Source organism: Kribbella sp. NPDC050281, from assembly GCF_040655855.1.
Classification (GTDB): Bacteria; Actinomycetota; Actinomycetes; order Propionibacteriales; family Kribbellaceae; genus Kribbella.
This window is the reverse complement of sequence record NZ_JBFAKS010000005.1, coordinates 121,670-148,570: the sequence shown is the minus strand read 5'-3', so window position 1 is coordinate 148,570 and position 26,901 is coordinate 121,670. Positions and strand designations below refer to the sequence as shown.

The 26,901-nt window shown below is 68.2% G+C and carries 22 protein-coding genes; 12 read left to right on the top strand and 10 right to left on the bottom strand.

From position 1 onward, the window contains the following. The 7 genes from AB0I34_RS07855 to AB0I34_RS07825 form a co-directional block, all read left to right on the top strand. The coding region (locus AB0I34_RS07855) for a thiamine pyrophosphate-dependent enzyme (RefSeq protein ID WP_360441225.1) at positions 1–356 on the top strand (356 nt) is incomplete at its 5' end. After that, the gene (locus tag AB0I34_RS07850; protein WP_360441222.1) at positions 349–1,353 is read left to right on the top strand and encodes a transketolase C-terminal domain-containing protein; all 1,005 of its coding nucleotides are present in this window, start codon (positions 349–351) and stop codon (positions 1,351–1,353) included. The genes AB0I34_RS07855 and AB0I34_RS07850, both read left to right, overlap by 8 nt. An 8-nt stretch (positions 1,354–1,361) precedes the next feature. After that, positions 1,362–1,865, top strand: a complete 504-nt coding sequence (locus tag AB0I34_RS07845) for a VOC family protein (RefSeq protein ID WP_360441219.1) — start codon at positions 1,362–1,364, stop codon at positions 1,863–1,865. Next, on the top strand, positions 1,862–2,722 hold the full coding sequence (locus tag AB0I34_RS07840) for an amidohydrolase family protein (protein WP_360441216.1): 861 nt from the start codon (positions 1,862–1,864) through the stop codon (positions 2,720–2,722). Before AB0I34_RS07845 ends, AB0I34_RS07840 begins: the two co-directional genes overlap by 4 nt. Further along, the gene (locus AB0I34_RS07835) at positions 2,715–3,800 is read left to right on the top strand and encodes a Gfo/Idh/MocA family oxidoreductase (protein WP_360441213.1); all 1,086 of its coding nucleotides are present in this window, start codon (positions 2,715–2,717) and stop codon (positions 3,798–3,800) included. The genes AB0I34_RS07840 and AB0I34_RS07835 overlap by 8 nt, the downstream gene beginning before the upstream one ends. Continuing rightward, positions 3,797–4,834 carry a LacI family DNA-binding transcriptional regulator gene (locus AB0I34_RS07830; RefSeq protein WP_360441210.1) on the top strand — a complete coding sequence of 346 codons (1,038 nt, stop codon included), beginning with the start codon at positions 3,797–3,799 and terminating at the stop codon, positions 4,832–4,834. The genes AB0I34_RS07835 and AB0I34_RS07830 overlap by 4 nt, the downstream gene beginning before the upstream one ends. Continuing rightward, positions 4,831–7,200 (top strand): glycoside hydrolase family 2 protein, encoded by a 2,370-nt coding sequence (locus tag AB0I34_RS07825; protein ID WP_360441207.1) that lies wholly within the window; start codon positions 4,831–4,833, stop codon positions 7,198–7,200. Before AB0I34_RS07830 ends, AB0I34_RS07825 begins: the two co-directional genes overlap by 4 nt. Here AB0I34_RS07825 and AB0I34_RS07820 read toward each other — a convergent pair. From AB0I34_RS07820 to AB0I34_RS07805, 4 genes are all read right to left on the bottom strand, one after another. After that, positions 7,193–8,059: an AraC family transcriptional regulator gene (locus AB0I34_RS07820; RefSeq protein ID WP_360441205.1), complete on the bottom strand. Its 867-nt coding sequence runs from the start codon at positions 8,057–8,059 to the stop codon at positions 7,193–7,195. The two genes, AB0I34_RS07825 and AB0I34_RS07820, sit on opposite strands and share 8 nt — an antisense overlap. A 27-nt stretch (positions 8,060–8,086) precedes the next feature. Further along, on the bottom strand, positions 8,087–8,857 hold the full coding sequence (locus AB0I34_RS07815) for a phytanoyl-CoA dioxygenase family protein (RefSeq protein ID WP_360441202.1): 771 nt from the start codon (positions 8,855–8,857) through the stop codon (positions 8,087–8,089). Between the two features lie 389 nt (positions 8,858–9,246). After that, positions 9,247–11,490: a right-handed parallel beta-helix repeat-containing protein gene (locus AB0I34_RS07810; RefSeq protein ID WP_360441199.1), complete on the bottom strand. Its 2,244-nt coding sequence runs from the start codon at positions 11,488–11,490 to the stop codon at positions 9,247–9,249. 152 nt (positions 11,491–11,642) lie between these two features. Next, a complete protein-coding gene (locus AB0I34_RS07805; protein WP_360441196.1) occupies positions 11,643–12,662 on the bottom strand; it encodes a LacI family DNA-binding transcriptional regulator in 1,020 nt (339 codons plus the stop codon). Positions 12,663–12,752: 90 nt separating this feature from the next. Between AB0I34_RS07805 and AB0I34_RS07800 the strand changes: the two genes are divergently transcribed. Further along, positions 12,753–13,826, top strand: coding sequence for a LacI family DNA-binding transcriptional regulator (locus AB0I34_RS07800; protein WP_360441193.1), 1,074 nt, complete (start codon positions 12,753–12,755; stop codon positions 13,824–13,826). A gap of 49 nt (positions 13,827–13,875) precedes the next feature. On the opposite strand, the gene AB0I34_RS07795 is transcribed toward AB0I34_RS07800, so the two are convergent. The 3 genes from AB0I34_RS07795 to AB0I34_RS07785 are packed head-to-tail and all read right to left on the bottom strand — an operon-like array spanning position 13,876 to position 16,999. Then, complete coding sequence (locus AB0I34_RS07795) at positions 13,876–15,192, bottom strand: sugar ABC transporter substrate-binding protein (RefSeq protein WP_360441190.1); 1,317 nt, start codon at positions 15,190–15,192, stop codon at positions 13,876–13,878. Between the two features lie 36 nt (positions 15,193–15,228). After that, the gene (locus tag AB0I34_RS07790; protein ID WP_360441187.1) at positions 15,229–16,074 is read right to left on the bottom strand and encodes a carbohydrate ABC transporter permease; all 846 of its coding nucleotides are present in this window, start codon (positions 16,072–16,074) and stop codon (positions 15,229–15,231) included. Then, positions 16,064–16,999, bottom strand: coding sequence for a sugar ABC transporter permease (locus tag AB0I34_RS07785; protein ID WP_360441184.1), 936 nt, complete (start codon positions 16,997–16,999; stop codon positions 16,064–16,066). The genes AB0I34_RS07790 and AB0I34_RS07785 overlap by 11 nt, the downstream gene beginning before the upstream one ends. 295 nt (positions 17,000–17,294) lie before the next feature. Between AB0I34_RS07785 and AB0I34_RS07780 the strand changes: the two genes are divergently transcribed. Next, positions 17,295–20,885, top strand: coding sequence for a glycosyl hydrolase 115 family protein (locus tag AB0I34_RS07780; protein ID WP_360441181.1), 3,591 nt, complete (start codon positions 17,295–17,297; stop codon positions 20,883–20,885). A gap of 162 nt (positions 20,886–21,047) precedes the next feature. Further along, positions 21,048–22,532, top strand: a complete 1,485-nt coding sequence (locus AB0I34_RS07775; protein WP_360441178.1) for an alkaline phosphatase family protein — start codon at positions 21,048–21,050, stop codon at positions 22,530–22,532. 70 nt (positions 22,533–22,602) lie between these two features. Here the strand turns inward: AB0I34_RS07775 and AB0I34_RS07770 are convergent, their stop codons facing one another. From AB0I34_RS07770 to AB0I34_RS07760, 3 genes are all read right to left on the bottom strand, one after another. Then, positions 22,603–22,926, bottom strand: a complete 324-nt coding sequence (locus AB0I34_RS07770) for a YciI family protein (RefSeq protein ID WP_360441175.1) — start codon at positions 22,924–22,926, stop codon at positions 22,603–22,605. Positions 22,927–23,025: 99 nt separating this feature from the next. Then, positions 23,026–23,937, bottom strand: coding sequence for a class I SAM-dependent methyltransferase (locus AB0I34_RS07765; protein ID WP_360441172.1), 912 nt, complete (start codon positions 23,935–23,937; stop codon positions 23,026–23,028). Positions 23,938–24,020: 83 nt separating this feature from the next. Further along, on the bottom strand, positions 24,021–24,878 hold the full coding sequence (locus AB0I34_RS07760) for a hypothetical protein (RefSeq protein WP_360441170.1): 858 nt from the start codon (positions 24,876–24,878) through the stop codon (positions 24,021–24,023). A gap of 186 nt (positions 24,879–25,064) precedes the next feature. On the opposite strand from AB0I34_RS07760, the gene AB0I34_RS07755 reads away from it, so the two are divergent. Both AB0I34_RS07755 and AB0I34_RS07750 read left to right on the top strand, forming a co-directional pair. Next, complete coding sequence (locus AB0I34_RS07755; RefSeq protein WP_360441167.1) at positions 25,065–25,832, top strand: glucose 1-dehydrogenase; 768 nt, start codon at positions 25,065–25,067, stop codon at positions 25,830–25,832. Positions 25,833–25,858: 26 nt separating this feature from the next. Then, positions 25,859–26,860, top strand: a complete 1,002-nt coding sequence (locus AB0I34_RS07750; protein WP_360441164.1) for a Gfo/Idh/MocA family oxidoreductase — start codon at positions 25,859–25,861, stop codon at positions 26,858–26,860. The last annotated feature ends 41 nt before the right edge of the window (positions 26,861–26,901 follow it).

The following is a 26,901-nucleotide window of genomic DNA, read 5'->3' as shown; positions in this document are numbered from 1 at the left end:
ACGGATCCAGCGCACACCGGGTCCACGTAATCGATCCGGCGGCGGTCCGCACGGCCGTCGCCGACGCGGCCGAGCGGGCCCGCGCCGGCGAAGGTCCGGCATTGCTCGAGTTGATGACGCAACGACTCGTCGGCCACTACATCGGCGACGCCGAGCAGTACCGTCCACCCGGCGAGATCGAGGCGGCCCGCCGGACAGAACCGATCGTCCGGTTGGGAGCGGCAACAGGCCTGCCCGTCGCGGAACTGGACGACATCAGGGACCAGGCGTACGCCGAGATGGACGCAGCGGCCGACGCGGCGCTCGCCGCACCACCAGCCGATGCCTCGACCGCACGGGAGCACCTCTATGCCTGAGATCGCACAGCTCACGTACGGCGGGGCCGTCAATGCCGCACTCCGGTATCTCCTCGACAGCGATCCACGCGTGCTCGTGTACGGCGAGGACGTCGCCGAGCCCGGTGGCGTGTTCGGTGTGACCCGCGGGTTGCGACAGTCCTTCGGTCCTGGCCGGGTCTTCGACACCCCGATCAGCGAGTCGGCGATCCTCGGCAGTGCGGTGGGATCCGCGCTCATGGGCTGCCGGCCGATCGTGGAGATCATGTGGGCCGACTTCGCGCTCGTCGCCCTGGACCAGCTGGTGAATCAGGCCGCGAACGCGCGGTACGTGTCCCGCGGCTCCGCGCCGGCGCCGATCGTCGTACGCACCCAGCAGGGCAACGCGCCGGGTGCTTGCGCACAACACTCTCAATGCCTGGAAGCGTTCTTCCTGCACACGCCTGGCCTGCGGGTCGCGATGCCGAGCACGCCACAGGACGCGTACGACGCACTCATCGCCGCCGCCACGGCCGACGACCCGGTGATCGTCGTCGAGAACCGCACTCTGTACGCGGGGCGTAAGGAACCCGTCGAGCTACGCACCAGCCCGCGACGGATGGGGTGGTCGGCCCAGCGACGTACCGGCACCGGCATGACCGTGGTGACCTGGGGCGCGATGACGCACCGAGTTCTCAGAGCCGCCGAGGCGCTCGATGCCGACGGCATCGACATCGACGTTCTGGAAATGGTCTGGCTGAATCCGCTCGACATCGAGGCGGTCCTGGACAGCGTGACCCGGACCGGACGCCTGGCCGTCGTCCACGAGGCCAACCGGACCGGAGGCTTCGGTGCGGAGATCGTCGCGCGGGTGGTAGAGGCCGGCGTACCGCTGCTGGCGCCACCGGTACGGATCGCCACCCCGGACACCCGGCTGCCGGCCGCGCCCTCGCTGGCCACCGCGCTCGTCCCGTCCGCCGACAGCATCGCCTCCGACCTACGAGCCGCTGTCTCGTCGCCGGTCGCCGGGACTCGCTGAGGTCATTCATGATGCAAGGGATCTGGCACGCCGGACTACATGTCGCCGACATCGAGCGGTCGATCGTGTTCTACCGCGACCTGCTCGGGTTGCGGCTGGTGCACCGGCAGGAGAGCCGCAGTCCGTACATCTCCCAGCTCGTGGGCTTCGACGACGCGCACCTCCTCGTCGCGCAACTGGCCCTGCTGAACCGGCCACAACCGGCGGCGAGCAGCCATGACATCGAACTCGTGCAGTACCTCAGCCCCCGCGGCTCCGCCAGTCCGGCGCGGCGCTGCGACCCCGGTACGGCGCACTTGGCCTTCACGGTCGGCGACATCGACGCGACCTACACCCGGCTCTGCGAGCACGGGGTCAGGTTCGTCGGGCCGCCCGCCCGGATCACCGCGGGAGTCAACACCGGCGGCGCCACCTGCTACTTCCTCGATCCCGACGACCATACGCTGGAACTGGTCCAGCCGCCGGAGCGGCAACCGCTCCGGACCGGCCGACAGGAGAACGCAGGCCCATGACCGTCATCGACGCACACCAGCACTTCTGGAATCTCGACCGGGTCGACTACCCGTGGCTCACCCCCGATCACGGCGTGATCCACCGGACCTGGGAGGAGCCGGATCTCGAGGACCGGCTCGACCAGGCCGGTGTCGATCACACGGTGATCGTGCAATCGATGGATTCGTTCGCCGACACGGAGTACATGATCGAGGTCGCGGACCGCTGGCCTGTCATCGCGGCGATCGTGGGGTGGGTACCACTCGACCGTCCTGACGAGGCGGCCGCGGCGCTCGACCTCTACGCGGGCGATCCGCGCATCGTCGGCATCCGTCATCTGATCCACGAGGATCCCGACCCGGACTGGCTGCAGCGTGCCGAGGTCCAGGAGGGCCTGGCGCTGTTGACGCAGCACGACATGACGTTCGACGTCGTTGCGGTCCTGCCTCGCCATCTCGAGCACGTGCCGTCTGTGTCGGAGCGGCATCCAGGACTGCGGATGGTCATCGATCATCTGGCCAAGCCCCCGATCGCCGATCAGGGCTGGGAGCCGTGGGCCGGTCTGCTGCGTGCGGCCGCGGAGAACCCGAACGTCTACGTCAAGCTGTCGGGCCTCAACACCGCGGCCGACTGGTCGACCTGGACCGCCGACGACCTGCGCCCGTACGTCGAGTACAGCCTTGACCTGTTCGGCCCGGACCGAATGATGTACGGCGGCGACTGGCCGGTCAGCATGCTCGCTGGGGGCTACCCGAAGGTGTGGGCTGAGACTCAGCGGCTGCTGGAGACACTGGCTCCAGCCGAGCGTGCCCGGATTCTCGGCGGCACCGCGACCGAGTTCTACCGCATTCAGGGTCTGGGTGACTCCGATGCTTGAGCAGCTGGCGGGGATCGCCGATCAGGTACGGATCCGGATCCCCGACGCCCACCGCCGCCCGATCGCGGTCGTCGGCGCCGGCGAGATCGTCGACGTCGCGCACCTACCGGCGTACCGAGCGCACGGCCTGGACATCCGCGGCATCTACGACCTTGACGCTGCGCGGGCCCGCGAGGTCGCGACGCGCCACGAACTGCCGCACGTCTACGCCCGTCTCGACGACCTGCTCGCCGACCCGGACGTCGAGGTGGTCGACATCGCCGTCGTTCCCACCGCACAGCCGTCCGTCGCCACCGCCGCAGTTGCCGCTGGCAAGCATCTGCTGTGCCAGAAGCCCCTCGCCCCCGACCTGGCCACCGCCCGGCGGCTCGCTGGTGACGCCGAGGCCGCCGGCGTGCGGATGGCGGTCAACCAGCAGCTGCGCTGGGACGAGGGCATCGCGGTCGCCCGCGAGATCGTCGCCGCCGGCTGGATCGGCGAGGTCACCACGATCGCGTTCACCGTCGACGTGGCGACCGACTTCTCCGGCTGGGGATGGTTGGTCGACTCCGACCGGCTGGAGATCACCTATCACTCGATCCACTATCTGGACGCGGTGCGCTCCATCCTCGGCGACCCGCTCAGGGTCTTCGCCACAGCTTCACGAGTGCCTGAGCAGAAGACGCGCGGTGAGACTCACACCATCAGCACGCTGGTCTTCACCGGCGAGCAGCGCGCCGTGGTGCATGCCAACCACAACAATCTCAGCGCCGACCAGCGGGCCGAGTTCCGGATCAACGGAACCCGTGGCGCCGTACACGGCACCCTCGGCCTGATGTACGACTATCCGCACGGGCGGCCGGACACCCTGCGGCTGCACAGCGACGTACTGCCAACCGACGGCTGGCTGCACTACCCGGTATCCACCCGGTGGGTGCCCGACGCGTTCGCCGGCCCGATGGCGGGTCTGCTCGCATGGATCGCCACCGGACAGCAGGCACCGACCGCCGCCCAGGACAACCTGCGCACACTCGCGCTCGTCGAGGCCTTGTACCGGTCGATCGACACCGGCCAGGCACAGCACCTGGACCCGGCATGAGTACCTCAGGACCCAAACGACGCCGAAGCACCATCGCGGACGTCGCCGCGCTGGCGAAGGTCGACCGGTCGGTGGTGTCCCGGCTGGTGAACGACGACCCACGGTTGACCATCCGCGACAGCACCCGGCAGCGCGTCCTCGACGCGATCGCCATGCTCGAGTACCGGCCGCACGCTGCCGCCCGGAGCCTGCGTACGGCGCGCACCCAGACCCTCGGCCTGCTCATCCCGGACTTCGCCAACCCGGTGTACGCCGAGATCATCATGGGAGCCGAGCAGGCGGCTGCGAAGGTCGGTGGCGTCCTGGTCACCGGTTCAGTGCGCGGCGCAGGGATGACGCCGGACAGCTATCTCGAACTGCTCGGCCACGGCCGTGTCGACGGCCTGGCGCTCGTGACCGATGCGATGTCCACTCAGACCCAGACCGAGCTCGACCGGGTCGGGTTGCCGTGGCTGCTGCTCAACCAGGCCGGTGCCGGCAAGCGCCGCTATGTCGCGTTGGACGACCAGAAGGCGGCGGCGCTGGCGGTCACCCATCTGGTCGGACTGGGCCACGAGCGGATCGCGCACATCGCCGGCCCTCGCGGCGTCGACACCGCGCGCCGTCGCCGCAACGGCTACGTCGCCGCGCTGCGCCGGGCCGGGCTGAGTCCCGACCAGGACCTCGTCGTCGCGGCGGAGTACAGCGTGGCGGGCGGCGCCGAGGCGATGCGGCAACTGCTCCGGTCTCCGTCACCGCCGACCGCGGTGTTCGTGGGCACGGTGGCATCGGCGGTCGGTGCTCTGCACGCGGCGTACCAGATGTCGGTCGCCGTACCCGACCAGGTATCGGTGGTCGCTGTCCACGACCTCGACCTCGCGGCCAGCCTGGTGCCGCCGCTCACGACCGTGCGGATGCCGCTGCAACTCTTGGGTGCCCGCGCGGTCGAACTGCTGCTGAACGAGAGCCCGTCCGCGGAGATCCGTGAGGTCGTGAGCGATCCGATCGAGCTGATCGTCCGCGAGTCCACCGCCCCACCGAGGAGCAGACGATGACCCGACGCCAACCGATCGACCAGGGCTGGTCCCTTGCCGTAGGCAATGGCTCCGCCGTGCCCACGAACGTCGCCGGCCGGCGAGTCCCGGCCACCGTGCCCGGCTGCGTCCACACCGACCTGCTGGCCGCGGGCCTGATCCCGGACCCGTACCACGGCGACAACGAGGCACAGCTCGGCTGGATCGGCGAGAGCGATTGGTCATACCGCACGACGTTCAGCTGGACCGACGAGGGCGACGACCGTGTCGACCTGGTCTGCGACGGCCTGGACACCGTCGCGACGGTGATCCTGAACGGTGTCGAGATCGGCCAGGCGGCGAACATGCACCGCAGTCACCGCTTCGATGTCCGCGATCTCCTGCGTCCCGGCGACAACAGCCTGACCGTCGATTTCGCGTCGCCGCTGCGTTACGCCCGCGGGTTCCCGGACCTTCCGCACGGGTACGACAAGCCGTACAACCAGATTCGCAAGATGGCCTGCAACTTCGGCTGGGATTGGGGACCGGCGCTGGTCACGAGTGGCATCTGGCGCCCGATCGCGCTGCAGTCGTGGTCGGTGGCCCGGCTGGACAACGTGCGTCCGCTGGTCAGTCGCAACGGGCGGGTCGAGGTCCGGGCGGACGTCGCCTGGGCCGGCCACGAGCCGCTGCTGCTCACCGCCACGGTGGGCGGCGTCGCGGTGCAGGTAGCGGTCGCGCCGGGTACCCCGCACGTAGAGGCCGGTTTGACCGTGCCGGATCCCGCCATCTGGTGGCCGCGGGGGTACGGCGACCAACCGTTGTACGACCTCGAGGTGACGCTGGCGACGAGCGATGGCCGAGCGCTGGACCGGTGGCAACGCCGGATCGGATTCCGTTCCGTGGTGCTCGACACGACACCAGATGAGGACGGGTCGGCGTACACGCTTGTGGTGAACGACCTCCCGGTGTTCGTCAAGGGTGTGAACTGGATCCCCGACGACTGTTTCCCGTCCCGACTGACCCGCGAGCGGTACGCGCACCGACTGCGCCAGGCCTGTGAGGCCGGCGTGAACTACCTGCGCGTGTGGGGTGGCGGGATCTACGAGTCCGACGATTTCTACGACGTCGCCGACGAGCTCGGGCTCCTGGTCGGCCAGGACTTCCTCTTCGCCTGCGCGGCGTACTCCGAGGAAGAGCCGTTGCACGGGGAGGTCGCCGCCGAGGCACGCGAGCAGGTGGTCCGGCTGGCGTCGCATCCGAGCCTGGTCACCTGGACAGGAAACAACGAATGCGTGTGGGGATTTCACGACTGGGGCTGGCGCGAGCAGCTGGCCGACCGGACCTGGGGCGCCGGCTACTACTTCGATCTGCTGCCGAAGACAGTCGCCGAGCTGGACCCGACGAGGCCGTACTGGCCGGGCAGCCCGTACGCCGGTGACCCGGACATCTACCCCAACGAGCCCGGCCACGGGAGCACACACCAGTGGGACGTCTGGTGGAAAGACCCGGACTACGCCGGCTACCGCGCCTCGGTGCCGCGGTTCGTTGCGGAATTCGGGTTCCAGGGTCCGGCGAACTGGTCCACCATGCAGCACGGTTACCACCAGAAGGCGGCCGACGGAGACGCCAAGATCGCGGCCGCGCTGGAGGCCTACATGCCGCCGCATCGCGACGAGGACGACTGGCACTACCTCGCGCAGCTCAACCAGGCCAGGGCGATCAGCCTGGGCATCGAGCACTTCCGATCGCACCGCGGCCGCTGCATGGGTACCGTCGTCTGGCAGCTCAACGACTGCTGGCCGGTGGTGTCGTGGGCCGCCATCGACGGCGAAGGCAGGCACAAGCCGCTGTGGTACGCGCTCCGCCATTCCTATGCACCCCGGCTCCTCACCTTCCAGCCACGAGGTGACACAGTGGCGCTGATCGCCGTCAATGACGGCATCGACACGTGGCAGGAGGAGGTCGTCGTACGGCGTATCGCGCTCGACGGCACCGAGCTCGCGGCCATCCGGCTCGAGATCGACGCTCCAGCGAATTCAGCGCTGACGCTGGAGCTGCCGGCCGCTGTCGCCACTCCCGGTGACGAGCGCACCGAACTGCTGGTGGCCGGCGGTGTGTGGTGGACGTACGTCTCCGACCGGGACATCGCCTATCCGAAGGCCGGTTACGACGCCGTGGTGGAATCGGCACCGGACGGCACCCGGGTCGTCGTCACCGCCCGCACCCTGCTGCGAGACCTCACGCTCTTCCCGGACCGGCTCGACCCGTCGGCCTCGGTGGACACCGCGATGGTCAACCTGCTCCCGGGTGAGACGGCCTCGTTCACGATCCGCAGCGACCGGCCGCTGGAGGCCGCGGAGCTGACCACCCGACCTGTGCTGAGATGCCTGAACGATCTCAGGTGAACACCGTTCCGCCGGTGTCGCGGAAGGCGCCTGGCGTCAGGCCCGCCCAGAATCTGAAAGCCGTAGTGAAGTAGCGGACATCCGGGTAGCCGCACAGGTGGGCCACCTCCTTGATGCTGTGCGCGCGGCCGGCCAGCAGCTCAGCCGCGCGCTCCAGCCGTCGCTCTCGTACGTACGCACGAATCGGCCGGCCGTGCGCCGCAAGGAACAACCTGGCGGCATGCCGCTCGGACAGATGAACCTCGGCCGCGACGTCGCCGACGCCGATCGGCCGGCCGAGGTTGTCGTCGATGAACCGAGCCATCCGCTGCGCGCTGTGGTGACCACCTCGGCCGTCCAGTGCGACCGGTCGGCCGCCGCTGTGGACCAGCCTCCGCGCCGATGCCACCAGCAGCGCCTCGGTGAGAATCCGCAGGAGCTCGTACGTCGCCGGCTGGGGCGTACCGGCCTCGGCCGCCAGTAGGTCCAGCAACCGCGGAACGTCCGGTGTCGCCGGCGCGATCCGGACGTCCGACTCGCGGAAGTCCGTGAACAAGTCCCGATGGGTGCTGCCATCGACACTGAATCCCCAGAACCGCAGGCCGAGCGGCTGCCGCGTCGACGACACGATCTGGTGCGGCTCCCCCGGCCGTGCGACGAACAACTCGCCCTCCGAGACAGTGAGCTGCTCGTCGGCCACGGTGAACACACCTTCGCCGGCGTAGGCGTAGCAGACCTCGAAGTAGGAATGCACGTGCGGCTCGTTGCGCCACGGGACCGGCGGGACGTCGCCCCAGGCGAGCATCTCCGCCGGCTGGCCGGCCGGAGCCACGCTGAGCGCCAGCCGGTCAAGCTCTGTGAACGGGTCCGCCGTGGCCAAATCTCCTCCAGCAAAGCCGAGGCGCGGTCAGGCTCGCGCGTCCGGGTCGATCCCCCGCAACATCATCCCCTGTCCCCGCGACGGATGCAGGTCCTCGGTCGGCCTGTCCTGTGGATCGCGCATCTGCACCAGCAGCGTCGTCCGTGCTTCGGAGCTGACGTTGACCCCCGACCCGTGCACCGTCAGGTACCCGAAGAAGAGCACGTCGCCGGCCTCGGCCTCGACCGGAACCGCCGCCTCGATCGGGAACCGATCCGCCGCCAGGTGCGGCAGACCGTCCTGGAGATGGTCGAGCGGGCCGAGCTTGTGGCTGCCGGGCACCACCCGCACGCAGCCCCTGTCTTCCGGCGCGTCGTCGAGGTGCACGATCGCGGCGAGCACGGAGTGCTTGCTGTGCGGGAAGAACGGGTGATCCTGGTGCATCGGGAACGGCGACCCGTTCTCGGGAGGCTTGATGAACACCTTGGTGTGATGCAGCTGGACATTCGGCGTACCCATCAGGGCCGCTGCCACGCCCGTCAACCGGTCGTCGGTGATCAGCCGGCTGAAGGCCGCCGAGTAGAACTGCACGTCATGCCAGCCCGACAGCGCGGTCGGTGCGTCGGTGAGTTCCCGGGCCGACCCCCAGGTCGGATCAGCCGTATCCGGCGACGCCAGCCGCCGCGCCAAGGCGTGCTGCTCAGCGCGGTACATCGCGGCCTCTTCCGGCTCGAGCAGACCCTTGACCAGCAAGTACCCGTCCTCGTGATAGCTGGCGAGCTGGTCCTCGGTGACGTAGCGCACGGTCGTGTCCAGCATCTCGTCCGGCCTCCTCAGTCATCGGAGCAGGTACGCCGGGCAGACACACCCGGCCTTCGTCGCATCGAAGGTAGGCCGACTGTTCGAGCACCTCAAAGCGCCTGCCCGGACAGCGATGTTCGTTGGACAGACATCCCTGACTGCGCCCTGCGCCGCTGCCAAGTGAGTGTGCCCGACGACTTGCCGTTCTCGGCGGGGTGATTTGCCGCCGTGGTGGACGCGCCGAGTGCGACAGCGCTCACAGCAAGCACTGCGACTGAGCACCGCCGGGCTGGAATAGCCGGACGAGACGGGAACCTCCGGTTGGGGCTCGACAGGCTACGCCACAACCGGAGGTTCTCCTCACCTCAAACCCAACCCACCGCTACCAACCTCATGAGCGAAGACACCTAGTGGCCGCTGTCTGCTGCTCCGCCGAGAGTCAGGTCGGCGCGGAGCATCGCGCCGTCGCGGACTCGCAGCTTGACGCCCTGTCCGTCCTCGAACCCCTCGGCCGATGGGGTCAGGGTGTACTTGCCGGCGGAGACCTCGATCACGTACCGGCCACGGGCGTCGGTGATCGTGGTGCCGGGACCGAAGGTGACGGTGGCGCCGGGTACGGCGTGACCGTCCTGGGCCATGACCATGCCGGTCAGCAGGCCATTGCCGTCAGCGGGGCGGTACGACGCCGGCCCCACCGTGGGTGGCGTGGTCACGTCTGCAGCGGAGAAGTCGACGCGCAGCGGCAACTGGGTCGTGAGAGCGTTCCCGGTCGCGTCGAACCCAGGCGCGATCGCGGACAGATCGACCGTGGTACCTGCCGAGATCAGCGGTGAACTGCTCGACACCGGCGCCGCATTCGCGACGTCGGTTTCCGGGTTGCCACCCAGCCGGGGATCCGCGGTGATCGCGTTCGGGTCCGCGTCCGGCGCGGAAACCTGCGGGCCGTAGTACGCGTTGTTGCTGAACCGGACGCCGGGATAGGCGGCCCGGAACTGGGCGGCCGTGACGTCTGCTCGGGTGTTGACGAACACATTGTTCAGGACGTAGTGCGCGTTCTTCGCGGTCAGGATCGAGCTCGCGGTCCCGGAGGACTCAAAGAATCCGACGGTGTTGTTCTTCACCGGCCGCTGCGTGTTGTACATCAGGTTGTTGTAGACGACGTTCACGCCGCTGTCGCCGTGCGGATTGACGTAGTTCCGGTCGACGTCCTGGATGATGTTGTACCGCACCACCGCCGAGCCGAAGCCGAAGCCGCACAGCAGGACGCCCTCGCCGGAGTCGTGAATGTAGTTGCCCTGGACAAGGATATTCGTCGAGCCGCGGTCCGGGTCGATTCCGTTCGAGTCGGCGGCGTTGACGCGCGTCTCCAGCTCGGCGACCTCGTTGTTCTGGACGACGACATTGTCCGTGTAGTACATCTCGATGCCCGACACGCCCGCGCCGTCGATGACGTTGCCCTCGACGGTGGCGCGCTGGACGCTGGTCAGATAGAGCGAGTCCCAGCCGTACTGCGTGTCCCGGTTGGTCAGGTAGTTGCCCGAGACCTCGATGTCCTGATGGGGGCGCCAGTCCGGGTCGGCCGTGACCGTGCCGTCGTTCGCGGCCTTGCCGACGGCGCGGTCGCCCCAGCCGGGTTCGACGTCCTTGTAGCGGTTCTCACCCATCCCGGAGAACTGCTTGAAGATCACGTTCGCGAACGCGGTGTTCGCGACATAGTTGTCCTTCACCGTGATGTCCTCGAACTGCGAGACCGTCTGCGCGTCGCCCTTGAGGCCCTCGAACAGGATGCCTCCGGTGCGTTTCGAGCGGTCGAGTCCGGTGCTGCCGATCGACCACATGACGCCGCTGACGTCGTGGACGAAGACGTTGTGGATGCTGTACCCCGCGAGCGTCCCCGAATTCTCGGCCTGCACGTGGATGCCGCGCAGGTCGCCGGTCAACGGGTTCTCCTCCCCCGGCAACAGCCCCTGGTTCTTGCCAGGCTGGAACTTCGACGGATCGAAGCCGTCCGTCACGTTGCTGATCTCGACGTTCGAGATGTCCCAGTGCTCCTGGTTGTTCAACTGCACTACGTCGTTGACGACCCCGCGGCCGTTCAGCTCGGGGGCAGCGCCGTCACCGTAGCTCGACAAGATGATCGGCCTGGCGGCCGAGCCGGAGCCCTTCGGCGCCAGCAGCGCGGTCGGGTCGGTGCCCGCGACGTCCGTCGGCTGGCCGGCCGTCCACTGGGTGTAGTCGTACGCCTCCTTGGCGACCTGGTCACCCTCGGCGCTCCACGAACTGCCGGCCTTCAGCAGAATCCGGTCACCAGGTCCGAACGCCGTCGCGTTGACCTTCGCCAACGTCTTCCAGGCAGTCGACGGCGACTTGCCCTTCGCCGTGTCGTCACCGCCGGCGGAGTCCACGTAGTAGGTGGTCCCGCCCCGTCTCGGCGGTGCCGAGCCGTCCACGACGGGAAGCGCGCCGTTGTCCACGACGCTGCGCCCCTCGGTCTTCAGAGCGGTCTTGTCGGTGTACCCGGCGAACGAAGGCGCCGACTTCGGCGACTCTGCCGGCAGCGCTGCGGATGCGGGAGCCGCACCGGCGACGACCATCGTCACACCGACTGCCGGTACGACGAGGTGCGTGACCCAACGCCTCACTTTGGTCATGGTTCCTGTTCCTCCCTGTTCGCCGATCCCTTGCCGAGTGTGCCAACGGTTCCAATCTCCGTCAACGGCGCAAACAAGAGAATCTGACCGGAAGTGGACATCAATCAGACAACGGTTCCACAACGGGCCGCAGGGGTCTCGCAGTGCAGGGGTCAGGCTGGCACGGTGCTGTCGCGGATGATCAGGCGGCTCTGCAGATGGATGTCGGACTGGTCGTCGCCGTCAAGGGCCATGGCGAGCGCCGCCCTCCCCGCCTCCATGAAGGGCAGCGAGACAGTGGTCAGGGGCGGGGTGATGTCACGGGCGATCGGGATGTCGTCGACGCCTGACACGGCGATGTCCCGCGGGACGTTCAGCCCTGCCTCGTGGGCCTCATGGATCGCTCCGATCGCCAGCACGTCGTTGCCGGCCAGGAGCATGTCCGGCTTGTCGGCGCGTTCGAGCAACCGCCTGGTCGCCGTACGGCCGCCCTCTCGCGAGATCTCGACGCTCTCGACGGCGATGGCATCGCGGTCGTACCCCGCCGCCGCAAGAGCTTCGAGGAACCCCTGCGTGCGGCCCTCCATGGCCGGGTGGCCGGCCGAGGTCAGGATCGCCGGCCGCCGGCGCCCGAGCGACGCCATGTGACGCGCGACGAGGTGGCCGATCTCGACGTCGTCGAACCGTACGGCGGGAAAGTCGTAGTCGTGCTCGCCGATGAACACCACGTTCGCCCCTTCACGATGGGCGGCCTCGAGTTCGGCGAGGATCAACTCCCGGTCCGTACCGACGAAGCTGGCGCTGGTCACGACCAGGGCCAGCGGGCGCAGGCCACGCAGGATCCGTAGCGCCGCAAGGTGGGTCTCGGCGTCGGGCCCGACCGCGGTGATGCTGACGGCAACGTCCCGCTCACGACCGGCTTCCTCCATGCCGGCACCCATCGCGGCGATGGAGGCGGTGCGCGGATCACCGCCCAGGAGGACCACTCCTGAGCGCTGGCCACGCAGCGCTCGAGCTGCCTGATTGCTGACGTAGCCGAGGGCGTCGGCCACAGCCAGGACACGCACCGAGAGATCGTCGCTGACCGCGCGGCCGCCGCCGTTGAGGACCCTGGAGGCCGTCGACGGCGACACACCTGCCACCCTCGCAACGTCCCGGAGGGTTGCGGTGCCCGTCGGCTGGTCAGCTGCCACCGATTCGACTCCGATCGTCACGCCGGCCCGGGCCGGCGACTGCGTGCATGGTCATAGCATCGCTCAGGGACGCGATGGGACAATCATTGCGTGGCCAAAGACAATGACGACGGAGCAACGACTCGATCCGGGGCCAGGCGTCCGGTCGTCACCTTGCGGGACGTCGCCAAGGCGGCGGGCGTCGGTCTGGCGACGGCATCGCGAGCTCTGGATCCGGCGTCTCGCTACGTGACCGACGACGCCCGCCTGCGGGTCCACGACGCGGCGACCAAGCTGGGGTACCGCCCGAACTCGTCGGCGCGCGCGACCACGACCGGTGCGACCCCGACGATCGCCATGGTGGTCTCTGACATCCGCGACCCGTACAACGCCCAGTTGGTCCACGGGGCGATCAACGCGGCTCGGCACCGCGGCCTGATGGTCACGATCAGCGGGACCGAGCACGCCGCCGACGACGAGGTCCGGGTCATCCGGATGCTGCGTAGCCAGCGACCACTGGCCCTCGTGCTCGCCGGAGCCCGGGGCGGCACGAACACCTCGCACGCGGCGCTCTTGCGCGAGCTCGAGCGGTACGAGCGCGACGGCGGGCGCATCGTCGTGGCCGGCGAGGACGAACTGCCTTTCGACACGGCGATCGTTCCCCGGCGCGAGGGCGCCCGGCTGCTGATCACCTCGCTCGCCGAGCTCGGCTACCGCTCGGTCGCGTTGATCCGGCCGAACGGAGACTCGTCGGGCGTCCGGTCCTGGGAGACCGGGATCGCCGAGGGAGCACGGCAGACGGGAGTTCACGTCGACCACGTCGCACACCTGCGTGACGTTCCGATGTCGCGCGAAGGCGGGTACGCAGCGGCGACCGAGTTGCTGTCGGCCCGCCGCGCGGACGTCGACGCGCTGGTCGCGGCGACCGACACCATGGCCCTCGGGGCGATGAGCGCGATGCGGACGATCGGCCTCGTTCCGGGCACCGACATCGGCGTGGCAGGCTTCGACGACGTCGTCGACGCCGATGACGTCACTCCTGGTCTGACCAGCGTGAACCTGGCACTGGAGGCCGTCGGAGCGGCTGTGGTGGACATGGCGACGTCCATTCCCGCGGAACAGCGGCGGGCCGAGCACTTCGAGGCCCGCATCACGGTCCGCGCAAGCACCCCATCGCGTGGATGACATGCCGGTACGGCGTGAGCCGCCTGGACCCACGCCGTACGAGCGCGTCCTACTGTGCGGCGCTGATTCCTGACTTGAGCTCGCCGATCAGTCCGTCGGCGGCCTGCTGCGGCGTCTTCTTGCCGAAGAGCACGTCCTGCAGGTAGCGAAGGATCAGGGTGTCGGTGTCGCTGGCGCCGTTCGGGACGATCTCCGGGGCCTGCCCCAGGTCGGGCGTCATGGCGTCGGTGTAGTCGACGACCTTCTTGTCATTGGCGTCAAGGTGGCCGGTGATCGCCTTGACGACCGTGGGATTGGCGGGCAGTCCGCGTTCGGTGCCGAGAATGGCCCCCGCGTCCGGGTCGTTGACCATGAAGTCGACGAACAGGGCGGCCTCGGCCGGGTGTGCACTCTTGGCGGAAACGGACCAGTACATGCCCGGCTTGAAGTAGAAGTACTTGCCCGCGTTCGCATCGGTCGGCAGCTTGGCGACGACGACGTTCGCATCCCCCGCGGCCTTGGCGTACGCCGTCAGCTGGGACACCTGGGTGAAGATCATCGCGGACTTGCCGGTGGCGAAGTCGGACTGTTCGAGAGTCGCCGAGGCCTGCTCGGCGAACTGGGACGCCGGCTGCGAGGCGCCGTCCTTGGACCAGTCGAGGGCCCGCTGGAAGTAGCCGGCCACCGTCTCGGGCTTGATGACGATCTGGCCGTCCTTGAACATCTGGTCGCCGGCCTGCCGGGCGGCGAGTTCCAGCGAGTACTCGTTGCCCCAGGGGGTCGTGCCGTACACCTTGCCGCCGGACTTGTCCGTGATCGAGCGCGCGAACGCGTCGAACTGGTCCCAGGTCCAGGTGTTCGTGTCGGGGAGCGAGATGCCCAGCTTGTCGAGGGTGTCCTTGTTGACCAGCAGACCGAACGCCGTGGTGGAGATCGGCATCGCGTACAGGCCGTCCTTGGTCCGCCCCATCCCGAGCACGGACGGGTCGAGAGCGGACGTGTTGAGCTGGCTGATCTTGGACAGGTCAGTGAGCGCGCCGCGGTCGGCGTACGAAGCGAGGTACAGCTGATCCATCTGGATGACGTCGGGAGAGTTCCCGCCGGCCGTCGCCGTGGCGAGCTTGTCCCAGTAGCCGTTCCAGTCGGAGAACTCGCCGGTCACGTGAATGGTCGGATGCTTCTTCTCGAACGCGGCGATCGCGGTCTGGGTCAGCTTGGTCCGGGCGTCGCCGCCCCACCAGTTGACCCGGAGGTTCACGTCACCCTGGCTGAGCTCGGCCGGCTTGCCCGACCCGGCGTCGGTGCCGACGCCACAGGCGGCCAGACCGAGGGAGGCCAGAGCGATCGTGACCGCGCCGGCGGCAGCGCGTCGAATTCTCAAACGCATGGCTGTTGTCCTGCTTTCTGGATGGAAGGTGCCCGGCTACTTGCCGCCGGTGGTCGCGATGCCGCGGATCAAGTACTTCTGCCCGAAGGTGAACGCGAGGAACAAAGGGATGACCGAGACGACGCTCATGGCGAACATCGAGCCGTACGACGACTGCGACTGTGCGTCGACGAACGACCGCAGCGCGACCGGCACCGTGTAGAGGTTGGGATCGGTCAGGTAGATCAGCTGGCTGAAAAAGTCGTTCCAGGTCCAGATGAACGTGAAGATGGCCGTGGTCGCCAGGGCCGGGGTCATCAGCGGCAACAGGATCTGGAAGAAGATCCGGCCGTGGCCCGCACCGTCGATCCGGGCGGCCTCGTCCAGTTCCCGCGGCAGCCCGCGGATGAACTGGACCATCAGGAAGACGAAGAAGCCGTCCGTGGCCAGGAACTTCGGGACGATCAGCGGCCAGAACGTGTTGATCAGGTGCGCCTGCGCCCAGATCACGTACTGCGGAACGATCACGACATGGATCGGGATCATGATCATCAGCAGCATCAACGCGAACGCCGGCTTCTGGAACCGGAATCTCAGTCGCGCGAAGGCGTAGGCAGCCATCGAGCAGGTCACCAGGTTGCCGATGATCGCGCCCAGCACCACGACCGCCGAGTTCAGCAGATAGGTACTGAACGGCCGGGTGAGCGCCGACCAGCCACGGGTGTAGTTCGAGGTCTCGAACGTGTTCAGCAGCAGCGACGGGTTGGAGAAGATGTGCCCGTCCGGCCGCAGCGAGCTGACGAGCATCCAGAGCACGGGATACAGGGCAAGCAGCACGGCCGCGATCATCAGCACCTGCCGCGCGATCCGCCGGGTCCGGGTCCACCAAGTCTCAGTCGTCATAGTGCACCCAGTACTTCGAGGCCCAGAAGTTGATCGCGGTGAAGGCGCCGACGATCACGACCAGCAGCCAGGCCAGCGCGGACGCGTACCCCATCCGGAACGAGCCGAAGCCCTCCTGGTACAGGTACAGCGTGTAGAACAAGGTCGAATCGCTGGGACCGCCGGTGCCGCCCGACACCACGAAGGCCTGCGTGAACGCCTGGAACGAGTTGATGATCGCCAGCACGAGGTTGAAGAAGATGATCGGAGTCAGCAGCGGCAGGGTGATCGAGGTGAAGGTGCGCCACGTTCCCGCGCCGTCGGTGGAGGCGGCCTCGTAGAGCTCGCGGGGAATCTGCCGCAGGCCGGCCAGGAAGATCACCATCGGTGAACCGAACGTCCAGATGTGCAGCACGATGATCGTCCACAGCGACGTACCCGGGTTGGCGATCCAGCTGGTGTGAGTCTGCAGGCCGAAGAAGCCGAGGACGCTGTTGAACAGTCCCTCGCCGCCGAAGATCAGCCGCCACAGTACGGCGATCGCGACGCTCGACCCCAACAGGGACGGCAGGTAGAACGCCGACCGGTAGAACGTGAGCCCGCTCATGCCACTGTCCAGCAGGATCGCCAGGGCGAGCGCCACGCTCAACTGGCCCGGCACACCGACCAGCACGTAGACGAACGTGACCCTCAGCGAATGATGCAGCCGATCGTCGGAGAACATCCGGACGAAGTTGTCCAGACCGACGAACTTCGGGTCCTGCAGCAGGTTGTAGTTCGTGAAGGCGAGGTACAGCGAGGCGATCAGGGGGCCGATCGTCAGCGCAACCACTCCGACCAGCCAGGGCCCGAGGAAGATCAGGGCTGCCTTGTTGTCGGGCGTGTCGCCCTTGGCTCTCGGCCCGCCCCGGCGCCTCGTCAGCTGCTGCAACTCGGCAACGCTCATGCGTCGCCGCCTCTCAGCGACGGCTGGTCAGCCTCGTCGCCCATCGCACCACTCCTCTGCTCGAGGGAACGGCACGCCGCGGCGCAGGCCGATCCCCGGTGACAACACTCTGGAACTGCGGCCATCATGACAACGGTTCCAGAGTTCGTCAACATCGCCTATGCTCACTGTCCAGTCAGCGAGAACCCAAGAAATCGTCGGTGTTGAGCTCAGCTAAGTTGACTCGGCCACCGCCGTGAGCGCGTCATCTGACGCGACGGTTCCATGTCGCACCTTGGACACCATCGGAGATGCCATGACCAGCAGCTATGTCGCTGAGAGCCGCGACGGAGGAACCCTTGTCGCAGCGCGCGATCGGGCCACGACCATCGCGCTCGGCGGCGCCGAGGACGGGGCCGTCCGTCGCGCCGCCGAGGACCTCTGCCGGGACCTGGAGACGGTCTGCGGAGCCCACGCGACGATCTCGGCGCAGGCTGCCGGAGCGCGGCTGGTGATCGGGACCATCGGGGTGTCACCGGCGATCGACGAAGCGATCGCCCGCGGCGACCTGGACGTCTCGGCGCTCACGGCGCCCGGTGGCGGGTTGCGCTGGGAGGGGTTCGTGATCCAGTCCGGACCGGACGCGGTCTATCTCGCCGGCGCCGACCGGCGCGGCACGATCTTCGGCATCTACGACCTGTGCGAGGCGATCGGAGTCTCGCCGTGGCACTGGTGGGGCGACGTTCCGGTCCGCCGGCGCGAACACGTCACCATCGCGCGCGGAACCAGGGCCGATTGGCCGTCCGTCCGGTACCGCGGGATCTTCCTGAACGACGAGGAGGAGCTCGACGCCTGGGCCCGCAGCCACACCGCTGACGGCACGATCGGACCGGAGACCTATCGGCGCGTCTTCGAACTCCTGCTGCGCCTCAAGGCGAACTACCTGTGGCCGGCGATGCACGTCAACGCGTTCAATCAGGACCCGGCCAACGGCCGGCTGGCTCACGCGATGGGCATCGTGATCGGCGGCAGCCACTGCGACATGCTGCTGCGCTCCAACGAGCACGAGTTCGACCCATGGGTCGCCGACCAAGGTGAGCCGGTCGTGTACGACTACTCGTTGCCAGGCCGCAACCGGGACAAGCTGCTCGAGTACTGGCGCGGAAGCATCGAGCAGAACCGTGCCTTCGACGTCACCTGGACCGTGGGCATGCGCGGCATCCACGACTACGGGTTCTCCACCGCGGCCATCGACGCCGACGGCACGCTGAGCGAGTCGGACAAACACACGGCGCGGGTCCGTCTGCTCGAGCAGGTCATCGCCGACCAGCGCGCGCTGCTCGCCCACGAGCTCAGCGACCGCGCTGACGAGGTACCCCAGATCTTCATCCCGTACAAGGAGGTTCTGCCGCTGTACGACGCGGGCCTGCGCGTACCCGATGACGTGACCATCGTGTGGGCCGACGACAACTTCGGCTACATCCGCCGTTTCCCCTCCGCGGAAGAGCGCGAACGCTCCGGCGGCCACGGCCTGTACTACCACTCCTCCTACTGGTCACAGCCGCCACGCAGCTACCTCGCGACGTCCTCGACTCCACTCGCGCTCATGCGCCATGAGCTGACCAAGGCATGGGACCGCGGGATCCGCCGCCTCTGGGTCGACAACGTCGGTGGGCTCAAACCGCTGGAGATCGAGACGGAGTTCTTCCTGCGATCCGCCTGGGAGGCCGGCAAGGAGTCCTCCACCTCCGACGCCGTCGGCTTCGTCGAGCAGTGGGCGGCCAAGACGTTCTCCGGCGGCCACGGCTCGCACCTCGCCCACCTGTACGCCGAGTACTACCAGCTGGCCAACCAGCGCAAGATCGAGCACCTGAGCTCGAACACGTTCACGCAGACCGGCTACGGCGACGAGGCCGGACGCCGGCTAGATGCCCTGCACCGCCTGTACGTGCGGACCAACGAGATCCACGACACTCTGCCCGCCGACGAGCGGGACGCCTTCTTCCAGCTCATCGGAATCAAGATCCATCTCGCCTATCTGACCAGCGCGCAGTTCCGGTACGCCGACCGAAGCACACTCGCCTTCGATCAGGGCAAAGTGTCTGCCGCCGACCACTACCTGACGTTGTCCCGCAGGTTCGACAGCCACAAGCGGGCGGCGATGCACTACTACAACCACACCATGTCGGGCGGGAAGTGGGCACACATGTTCACTCCCGACCAGTTCCCGCCGCCGGTGATGGCTCTGTACCCAGCGGCGAAGCCGGCCCTGTCGATCGGCGCACCCGGTCTCGGCGTACTGCCGTGGGGCGACGACGTAGCGACCGAGGACCCCCGACTCGATTTCTGGTCGTACGGCGCCACCACCAAATGGCTCGAGGTCTTCACCACCGGTGCAGGCGGTCTGAAATACCAGGTCGCCGCCGACGACTGGATCGAGGTCTCCCCTCTGTCTGGCGTCATCGACACCGAGGCTCGTCTCTCGGTGAGTGTGCCGGACGCGCAGGCCCGGCGCGGGCAGTCAGGAACGATCGTGATCCGCAACCTCGACGACGAAACGGAGGTCGCCGTCACGGTGAGCGTCCCGTCCGTCCTCGCTCCCGATCCGGGGTTCATCGGCTCCGTCGAGGCCGACGGGTACCTCTCGATCGACCCGTCGCTGCCCGAGCGCCGTCTCGAAGTTGCCTCGTCGTCGTGGGTGACGGTGCCCCATCTCGGGCGGTACGAGAACAGCGCAGCGGTCGCGCGCGGAGACCGCGATGCCGTGCTGGAGTACGACGTACACCTCGTCACTGCTGGAGCGCACCTGCTCGAACTCCACCGGCTTCCCACCCTCGACGCCACCGGCCGGATCCGGGTCGCAGTCAGCGCCGACGATGCCGCGCCGGTAGTGATCGAATCGCCGACCACCGACGAGTACCGCGGCGCCTGGACGACCGCCGTACTGGACAACGTCGAGCTGCTCCAGGCCCGGCTGCCCTACCTCGACGCCGGCCGGCACACCCTCCGCATCCAGTCCGTCGATCCGGGCCTCGCCGTCTCCAAGCTCGTGATCTACACCGGTACGCGGCGCAGTTCCAACCTCGGCCCGCAGTTCAGTCAGCACACCGGCCGGCCGACAGAAGCGACACCGGAGCCGGCGCCCGATCTGGTCGACGAGCAAGAGCTCGCCCGCGTCGCACGAGACATCTACCGCACCGATCCCGACGCAGTGCCACCGCCGCCGGTGGTGTACGCCGGACACGGGTTCTGGGACACGGACACAACGTTCAAGCCCAACCACGCGGTGGCCCAGGAGGCCCTCGCCGCACCGCACTCCTGGACCCGTGACGACGGGACGAAGAACGTCCTCGAGGAACTCGGCGCCGGCGTCGTGGTCGAGGAGGGCGGTGTCCTCGCGCTCGAGGCGGAGTACGCGCTCGTCAACCAGGCCAGCGCATGGACGACACCGAGCCTCGATGCGGAAGCTGTGACCTGGTCTCACACGCAGGCCGAGACCGGTGGTGGTTCCGGACTGGCCGTGCACATCGCCGAGCGAGGCCTCCGATGGGACGACCCGGTGCGGGCTCCAGGGCTGCACTACTCCGTGGACGTCACGAAGCAGGGCAGCTACCACGTGTGGTTGCTGGCGAAATACGACGACCGCGACGACGACTCGTGCTGGCTTGCGGTCGACGGAACCCCGCTGTCGCTCGACGCGCAGTACTCGGGTGGAAACCTGTACAGCTTCGGAACCCAGCAGATCTGGCTGTGGACACTGCTGTCCGACGTGGAGCTGCACCCCGGACCACATGTGCTGTCGATTCTCGCCCGCAAGTCCGGGCTCCGCATCGACCGGCTTTACCTGACAACCGGCGATGAGGTCCCGCCCGCGGATGCGGACTGGACCGCGAGCAGCCGCCACTGACCTGAACACCATGAAGACGGACATCGCGCACTCGGTTGCCTATGGCATTGGTTGCCGTTCGTTTGGTAGCGCGCCATCGAGGTATCAGCGGTGGGTCAGGTCGGAGGTCGACGATCGCAGGGCGCCGGTTGCGGCGTACTCGACTGTCGATGTGAGGTAACCATGAACGACTCCCCTGACGCACCCGCGGGCATGAGCCGGCGCCGGCTGCTCGGCACTGGCGCCGCAGCGGCCGGCCTGGCCGCGGCCTCGCTCGCGCTGCCGCCGAACGTCCGTACGGCGCTCGCGTCACCGCCCCCGAAGCACGGTGGGCTGAAGGACATCAAGCACGTCGTCATGCTCATGCAGGAGAACCGCAGTTTCGACCACTACTACGGCACGCTGTCCGGCGTACGGGGCTTCAGCGACCCCCGCGCGGCGCGACTGCCCAACGGCCGGAACGTGATCTACCAGCCGGACCCGTCGAACCCGGACGGCTACCTGCTGCCCTACCGGCTGAACACCAAGATCACCGCCGCCCAGGCGATCCCGTCGATGAGCCACGAATGGACCGTGCAGCACGAGGCGCTGAACGGCGGGAAGAACGACAACTGGGTGCCCGCCCACATGGCCTCCGACGGCGCCACCGACGGCCAGTACACGATGGGGTACTTCACCCGCGAGGACATCCCGTTCCAGTTCGCCCTCGCCGAGGCCTTCACCATCCTCGACGGCTACCACTGCTCGGTCCTCGGCCCCACGGCCCCGAACCGGCACATGTGGATGTCGGGCACGCTCGACCCCAACGGCCTGGCCGGCGGACCGTCGCTGACCACCGGCGGACCGGCGAACCAGTTCAGCTGGACGACGTACCCCGAGCGGTTGCAGAAGGCGGGCGTCAGCTGGAAGGTCTACCGCCAGCCCGGCGGCCAGACCGGAGCGGCGTCGATCAGCAAGTGGAAGCAGTTCGGCAACGCGCAGCCCGGCGACCCGCTGTACGACAACGGCATGGTCACCCAGCCGATGGGCCAGTTCGAGTACGACGCGATGAACGACCAACTGCCCACCGTGAGCTGGATCCTCCCGCCGTCGGGCTTCGACGAGCACCCGGCCGCGCTGCCTGCCGCCGGGGCGACCTTCGTGGCCGGCAAGATCGACGCCATCGCCGCCAACCCCGAGGTGTGGGCCAAGACGGTGTTCATCCTGTCGTACGACGAGAACGACGGCATGTTCGACCACGTCGTACCGCCGACCCCCAAGCCCGGCACGCCCGACGAGTTCGTGTTCAAGACCTCCAACACCGGGGTGGACGGCGCCGGCCTGCCGGTCGGACTGGGCTTCCGGGTCCCGTGCATCATCGTCTCGCCGTGGACGACCGGCGGCTACGTCTTCTCCGAGACCTCCGACCACACCTCGCAGTTGCGCTTCCTGGAACGCATCACCGGCGTGAAGGAGACCAACATCAGCGACTGGCGACGGGAGACCGTCGGCGACCTGACCGGCGCGTTCCGGTTCGGCGACTCGAAACACGCGCCGACCCTGCCGGACACCACCGGTCAGTACAACCTCGCCCAGTACCAGGCCTCCCAGCTGCCGCTGCCGACCATCCCCGGCAGCCAGCAGTCCGTCCCCCGCCAGGAGCCGGGCCACCGCCCGCACGTCAGCTGACGATGCAGACGGCCGCTCCCGTACGCCGGGAGCGGCCGCCGCGTCACGTGGCCGTTCGTGCAGTTGCGGGTCATTGGAACGGGCGTACCTCGACCTTGCGGTTGCAGGCTTTGGAGGCCTCGGCGGCCAGCCTGTGCGCTGTGGCGAGGTCGGGTACCTCGATGACCCAGAAGCCGGCGAGGTACTCCTTCGACTCCAGGTACGGTCCGTCGGTGACCAGCGGTTTCCCGTTCCGGTTGTCAATAACCGTGGCTGTGCCGGGCGCTGCGAGCCCGCCGACGAAGACCAGGTGCCCCTCGGCCTCGAGCCGGCTGTTGTACGCGCCCGGGGCCTGCGGATCGCCCGGGCCGGCGGAACTGGTCTCGTCGTCGATCGCGGAAACTAGGTACCGCATCTCGGATCATCTCCTGTTGCTCGGACGGCGCCCCTCCTGGACAGCCGCTCACCCTTACTACGAGCACGATGGCGCAGATCCGACAGCTCCGGGGAGTTGCTACTCGGCGAGGGTGCCGGTGATGTAGCGGACGTCGCCCAGGTGGATGTCGTCGTCGGTGAGGGGTCGGAGGTTGTTGGCTGCGAGCAGGTCGCGGATGGTGATTGCGTCCAGCGTCCAGCCTTGGCGGGTCAGGTAGGGCGCGGCTTCGTTGCGCTCGCCGTAGTAGCGCACCCTCGCCATGTCGGGGTCGAAGTTGTGCTCGCGCCATTGTTCGGAGATGCGATCCAGGCGTTGCTTCGTCCTGGCCTCGTCGCCGGGTTGAGGATTCGGCGTGCTTTCGGTGGCCATCCGGCTCCCCGGGGCGCTGAGTTCGGTGATGGTGTCGAGCAGGCGATCCTGCGCCTCGGGCGGCAGATAGCCGAGCAGGCCTTCGGCGCTCCAGGCGGTCGGCCGGGCCGGGTCGAATCCCGCGGCGCGCAGTACGGCGGGCCAATCGTCGCGGAGATCGACCGCGGCCACTCGGCGGTCGGCGGTCGGCGCAGTGCCCAGCTCGGCCAGGGTGCGGGTCTTGAACTCGATGACCTCGGGCTTGTCGAGCTCGTACACCACGGTTCCGGCCGGCCAGGGCAGTCGGTACGCGCGGGAATCCAGTCCCGAGGCAAGGATCACGGCCTGCGTCACACCGGCGTTCGCCGCATCGAGGAAGAACTCGTCGTAGAACGCGGTACGCACCTTGGCGACGTCGATCCAGACTTGCTCGACCAAATCGCCAGGAGGTGTTTCGCCGGTCGCCAGCCTGGTGAGGAGATCGATGCCGACCGCCCGGACGAGCGGTTCGGCGAACGGGTCGTCGATCAGCCGTCGATCCGTTCGGCTCGCGATCGCCCGGGCTGCCGCGGCCGCGGTGGCGGTCGTGCCGACGCTGGATGCCAGGTCCCAGGTGTCTCCGTCGTACCTCGCGGAAGTCATGCGCGCACTCTAGAAGCCACCTCCGACAACCGTTTGAAGTGACTGTGCCGCGGATCCGGAGCGATCCGCGGCGTGGTCGCCGGTCACTCCGCTGGAACTGGTGGTGTCAGGGCTGCCTCCAGGTCGGCGGCGACGGTGTCCAGGTCCTGGGACATCGTTTCTGTGCTGCTGGACTCGCGGAGGGCTTCCATGCGAACCCGCCCGGAGCGTACGGCGTCTCGAAGGGCGGCTGCTCGGGCTTGGGCGGACTCGTCGGGTGCGGACGCCTCCAGTACGGTCAGGCGGTCCTCGGCCGCAGTCACGCGGCTCGCGGCGATGGCCCAGCCGCCGGCGGCTGCTTCGACCGACCCCGTCCGGCGGAGCTCGGGGATCAGCGACCGGGCGAACCACGCCACCTCCTCCTCAGCGGAGGCAAGGTCGTCCCGCCAGGCCGCGTGATGCCGGCTTCGGACCAGGAGAGGTATCGCCACGGCGAGCGCAACCAGGAACGCGATCAGGACCCACCACAGCCAGGACTGCGTACCGGATGTCTCGGACGAGGTGGGTGCGATGGCCGGCGAGGTCGGCGGCGAGGTCGGAGAGGCGGCCTGAGACTGGGTCGGCGCGAGGGTTTCGGTGCGTGTCTCTGTCTGGGTCGGCGCTGGGGGCGGCGCTGTGGTTTCGGTGCGCGTCACCGTCCGGGTGGGGTTCGGCTGCGTGTCCTCGGAACTGGGGGCCGTGGTTTCGGGGCGTGCCGGCGTCCGGGTTGTCTCGGTGTCCTCGGGACTGGGAGCGGTGGTTTCCGCACGGCCTGCTGACCGCGTCGGGCTGGGAACCGACGCCGTCCCTTCCGGCCGCTCGCCTGCTGAGCGCGAAGGCGCGACAGTCGGGGTGCCGACGGAGTCGCCGCCGCCGCATGAGCCGAGAACCAGGACCGCCACGGCCAGAACGACCAGTCGCATCACGCGCACCGACGACATCGTGCTCCCCCTCTGTCTCGCAGGGTCACCATCGTCGCGTCGTACGGACGTCCGCGGCATCACCCCCCAGGGGCGAGACCTGGCCCTTCTCGAGAAGCTCAGGCGTGTTTCGGTGGAAGATGTAGGCCAGCAGCCACCGGATCACCCGCATGCCACCGAAGGGACACCATGAACGCCCTGCAGAAGTTCTCACTCGAGGGCAAGGTCGCTCTCGTCACCGGCGGCAGCCGGGGCCTTGGACGCGCGATGGCCGAAGCACTCGGCGATGCCGGTGCCTCGGTAGCGGTGACAGCACGAACTCTCGCCTCGGCCCAAGCCGCCGCGGCCGAGTTGAGCGAGCTCGACATTCGCGCGTACGGCGTACAGCTCGAGGTGTCCGATGTCGACGACGTCGAACGCGCGGTCGAGCAGGTGAGCACCGAGTTCGGCGAGATCGACGTACTGCTCAACAACGCCGGTATCGGCGTCGCCGGGCGGGCCTTCGAGACGCCCGATTCCGCCTGGCATGAGGTGTTCTCCGTCAACGTCGACGGGATCTGGTACTGCAGTCGTGCCGTCGGGCGCCGGATGGCGGAGCGAGGCGGAGGCACGATCGTCAACGTCGGTTCGATGTCGGCCGAGATCGTCAACCAGCCCCGCTGGCAGGCGTCGTACCTCTCGTCCAAAGCCGCCGTCCATCAGTTGACCAAGGCGTTGGCGGCCGAGTGGGCTCCGCACGGGATCCGCGTGAACGCGATGGCGCCGGGGTACTTCCTCACCGAGATGTCGCCCGTCGACCAGCCGGAGTTCAAACAGTGGTGCGTCGATCCCGCTGCCATGAAGCGCTACGGGCTGCCGCCGGAGTTGGGGCCGGTGGCAATCTTCCTGGCCAGCGACGCGTCCAGCTTCATGACCGGCTCGATCGTGAAGGTCGACGGCGGCTTCACCCTGTTCTGATCCACTCGTTCCCTGAAGGGTCGCTCATGGTAACCATTGGCATCGTCGGCGCCGGGCTGCGCGGGAGGTTGTTCGCCGAGGCTCTGCAGGCTCAGCCGGACGTCACCGTCGTCGGCCTCGCGGAGCCCTCGGCCAAGGTGGCCGAGGGCGCGCGGGACGCCACCGGCCTGCCCGTCACCGCGTCGCATTCCGAGTTGCTCGAGAAGTTCGATCCGGACGCCGTGATCGTGGCGACCCCTGACTTCGCCCACCGCCAGATCGCCGTCGACCTGGCTGAAGCCGGTAAGCATCTGCTGATCGAGAAGCCGGTCGCCACCACCTCGGACGATGCGCAGGCCATTGCCGCGGCAGTTCACCGCGCGGGCGTTCGATGCCTCGTCGGCTTCGAGAACCGCTGGAACCCGCACGTGGTGCAGGCCAAAGCAGCGATGGCGTCCGTCGGCGAACCGATCACGGCATCAGCCACCCTGAGCAACTCCTTCTTCGTTCCGACCACCATGCTGTCGTGGGCGGCTCAGTCCTCGCCGGCCTGGTTTCTCATGCCGCACACCGTCGACCTGGTCCTGTGGCTCACCGGCGGCAAGCCCGTGTCGGTGAGCGCGGTGGGATCGCGTGGTGTCCTCGCCAAGCGCGGCATCGACACCTGGGACGTCGTCCATGCGCTGCTCACCTTCGGCGACGGATCGACCGCGACGCTCTCGTCGGCGTGGACGCTCCCGGACGCCGGTGACGGCATCGTCGACTTCCGGTTCCAGGTGATCGGGACCGAGGGGTCGGTGACCGCGGACCTGTCGCATCAAGGTCTCACCGTGGTGAGCGACAAGTACCGGTCGGCGTGGCCGGTCTCCGGCCGGATCGGCCGATCACAGGTCGGCCCCGCCGTGTGGATGGTTCAGGACTTCGCGGCGGGACTCGTCGACGGCGGCGACCTCGGGCCGGGCATCGACCACGGCGTACTGGTCACGGAGATCATCTGCGCGATCGAGCAGTCGATCACCACCGGACAGAGCGTGAATCTCAGCCACTGACCTTTCAAACGTGAAGGGTGTCCGTGGCGTTGGTGAACGTT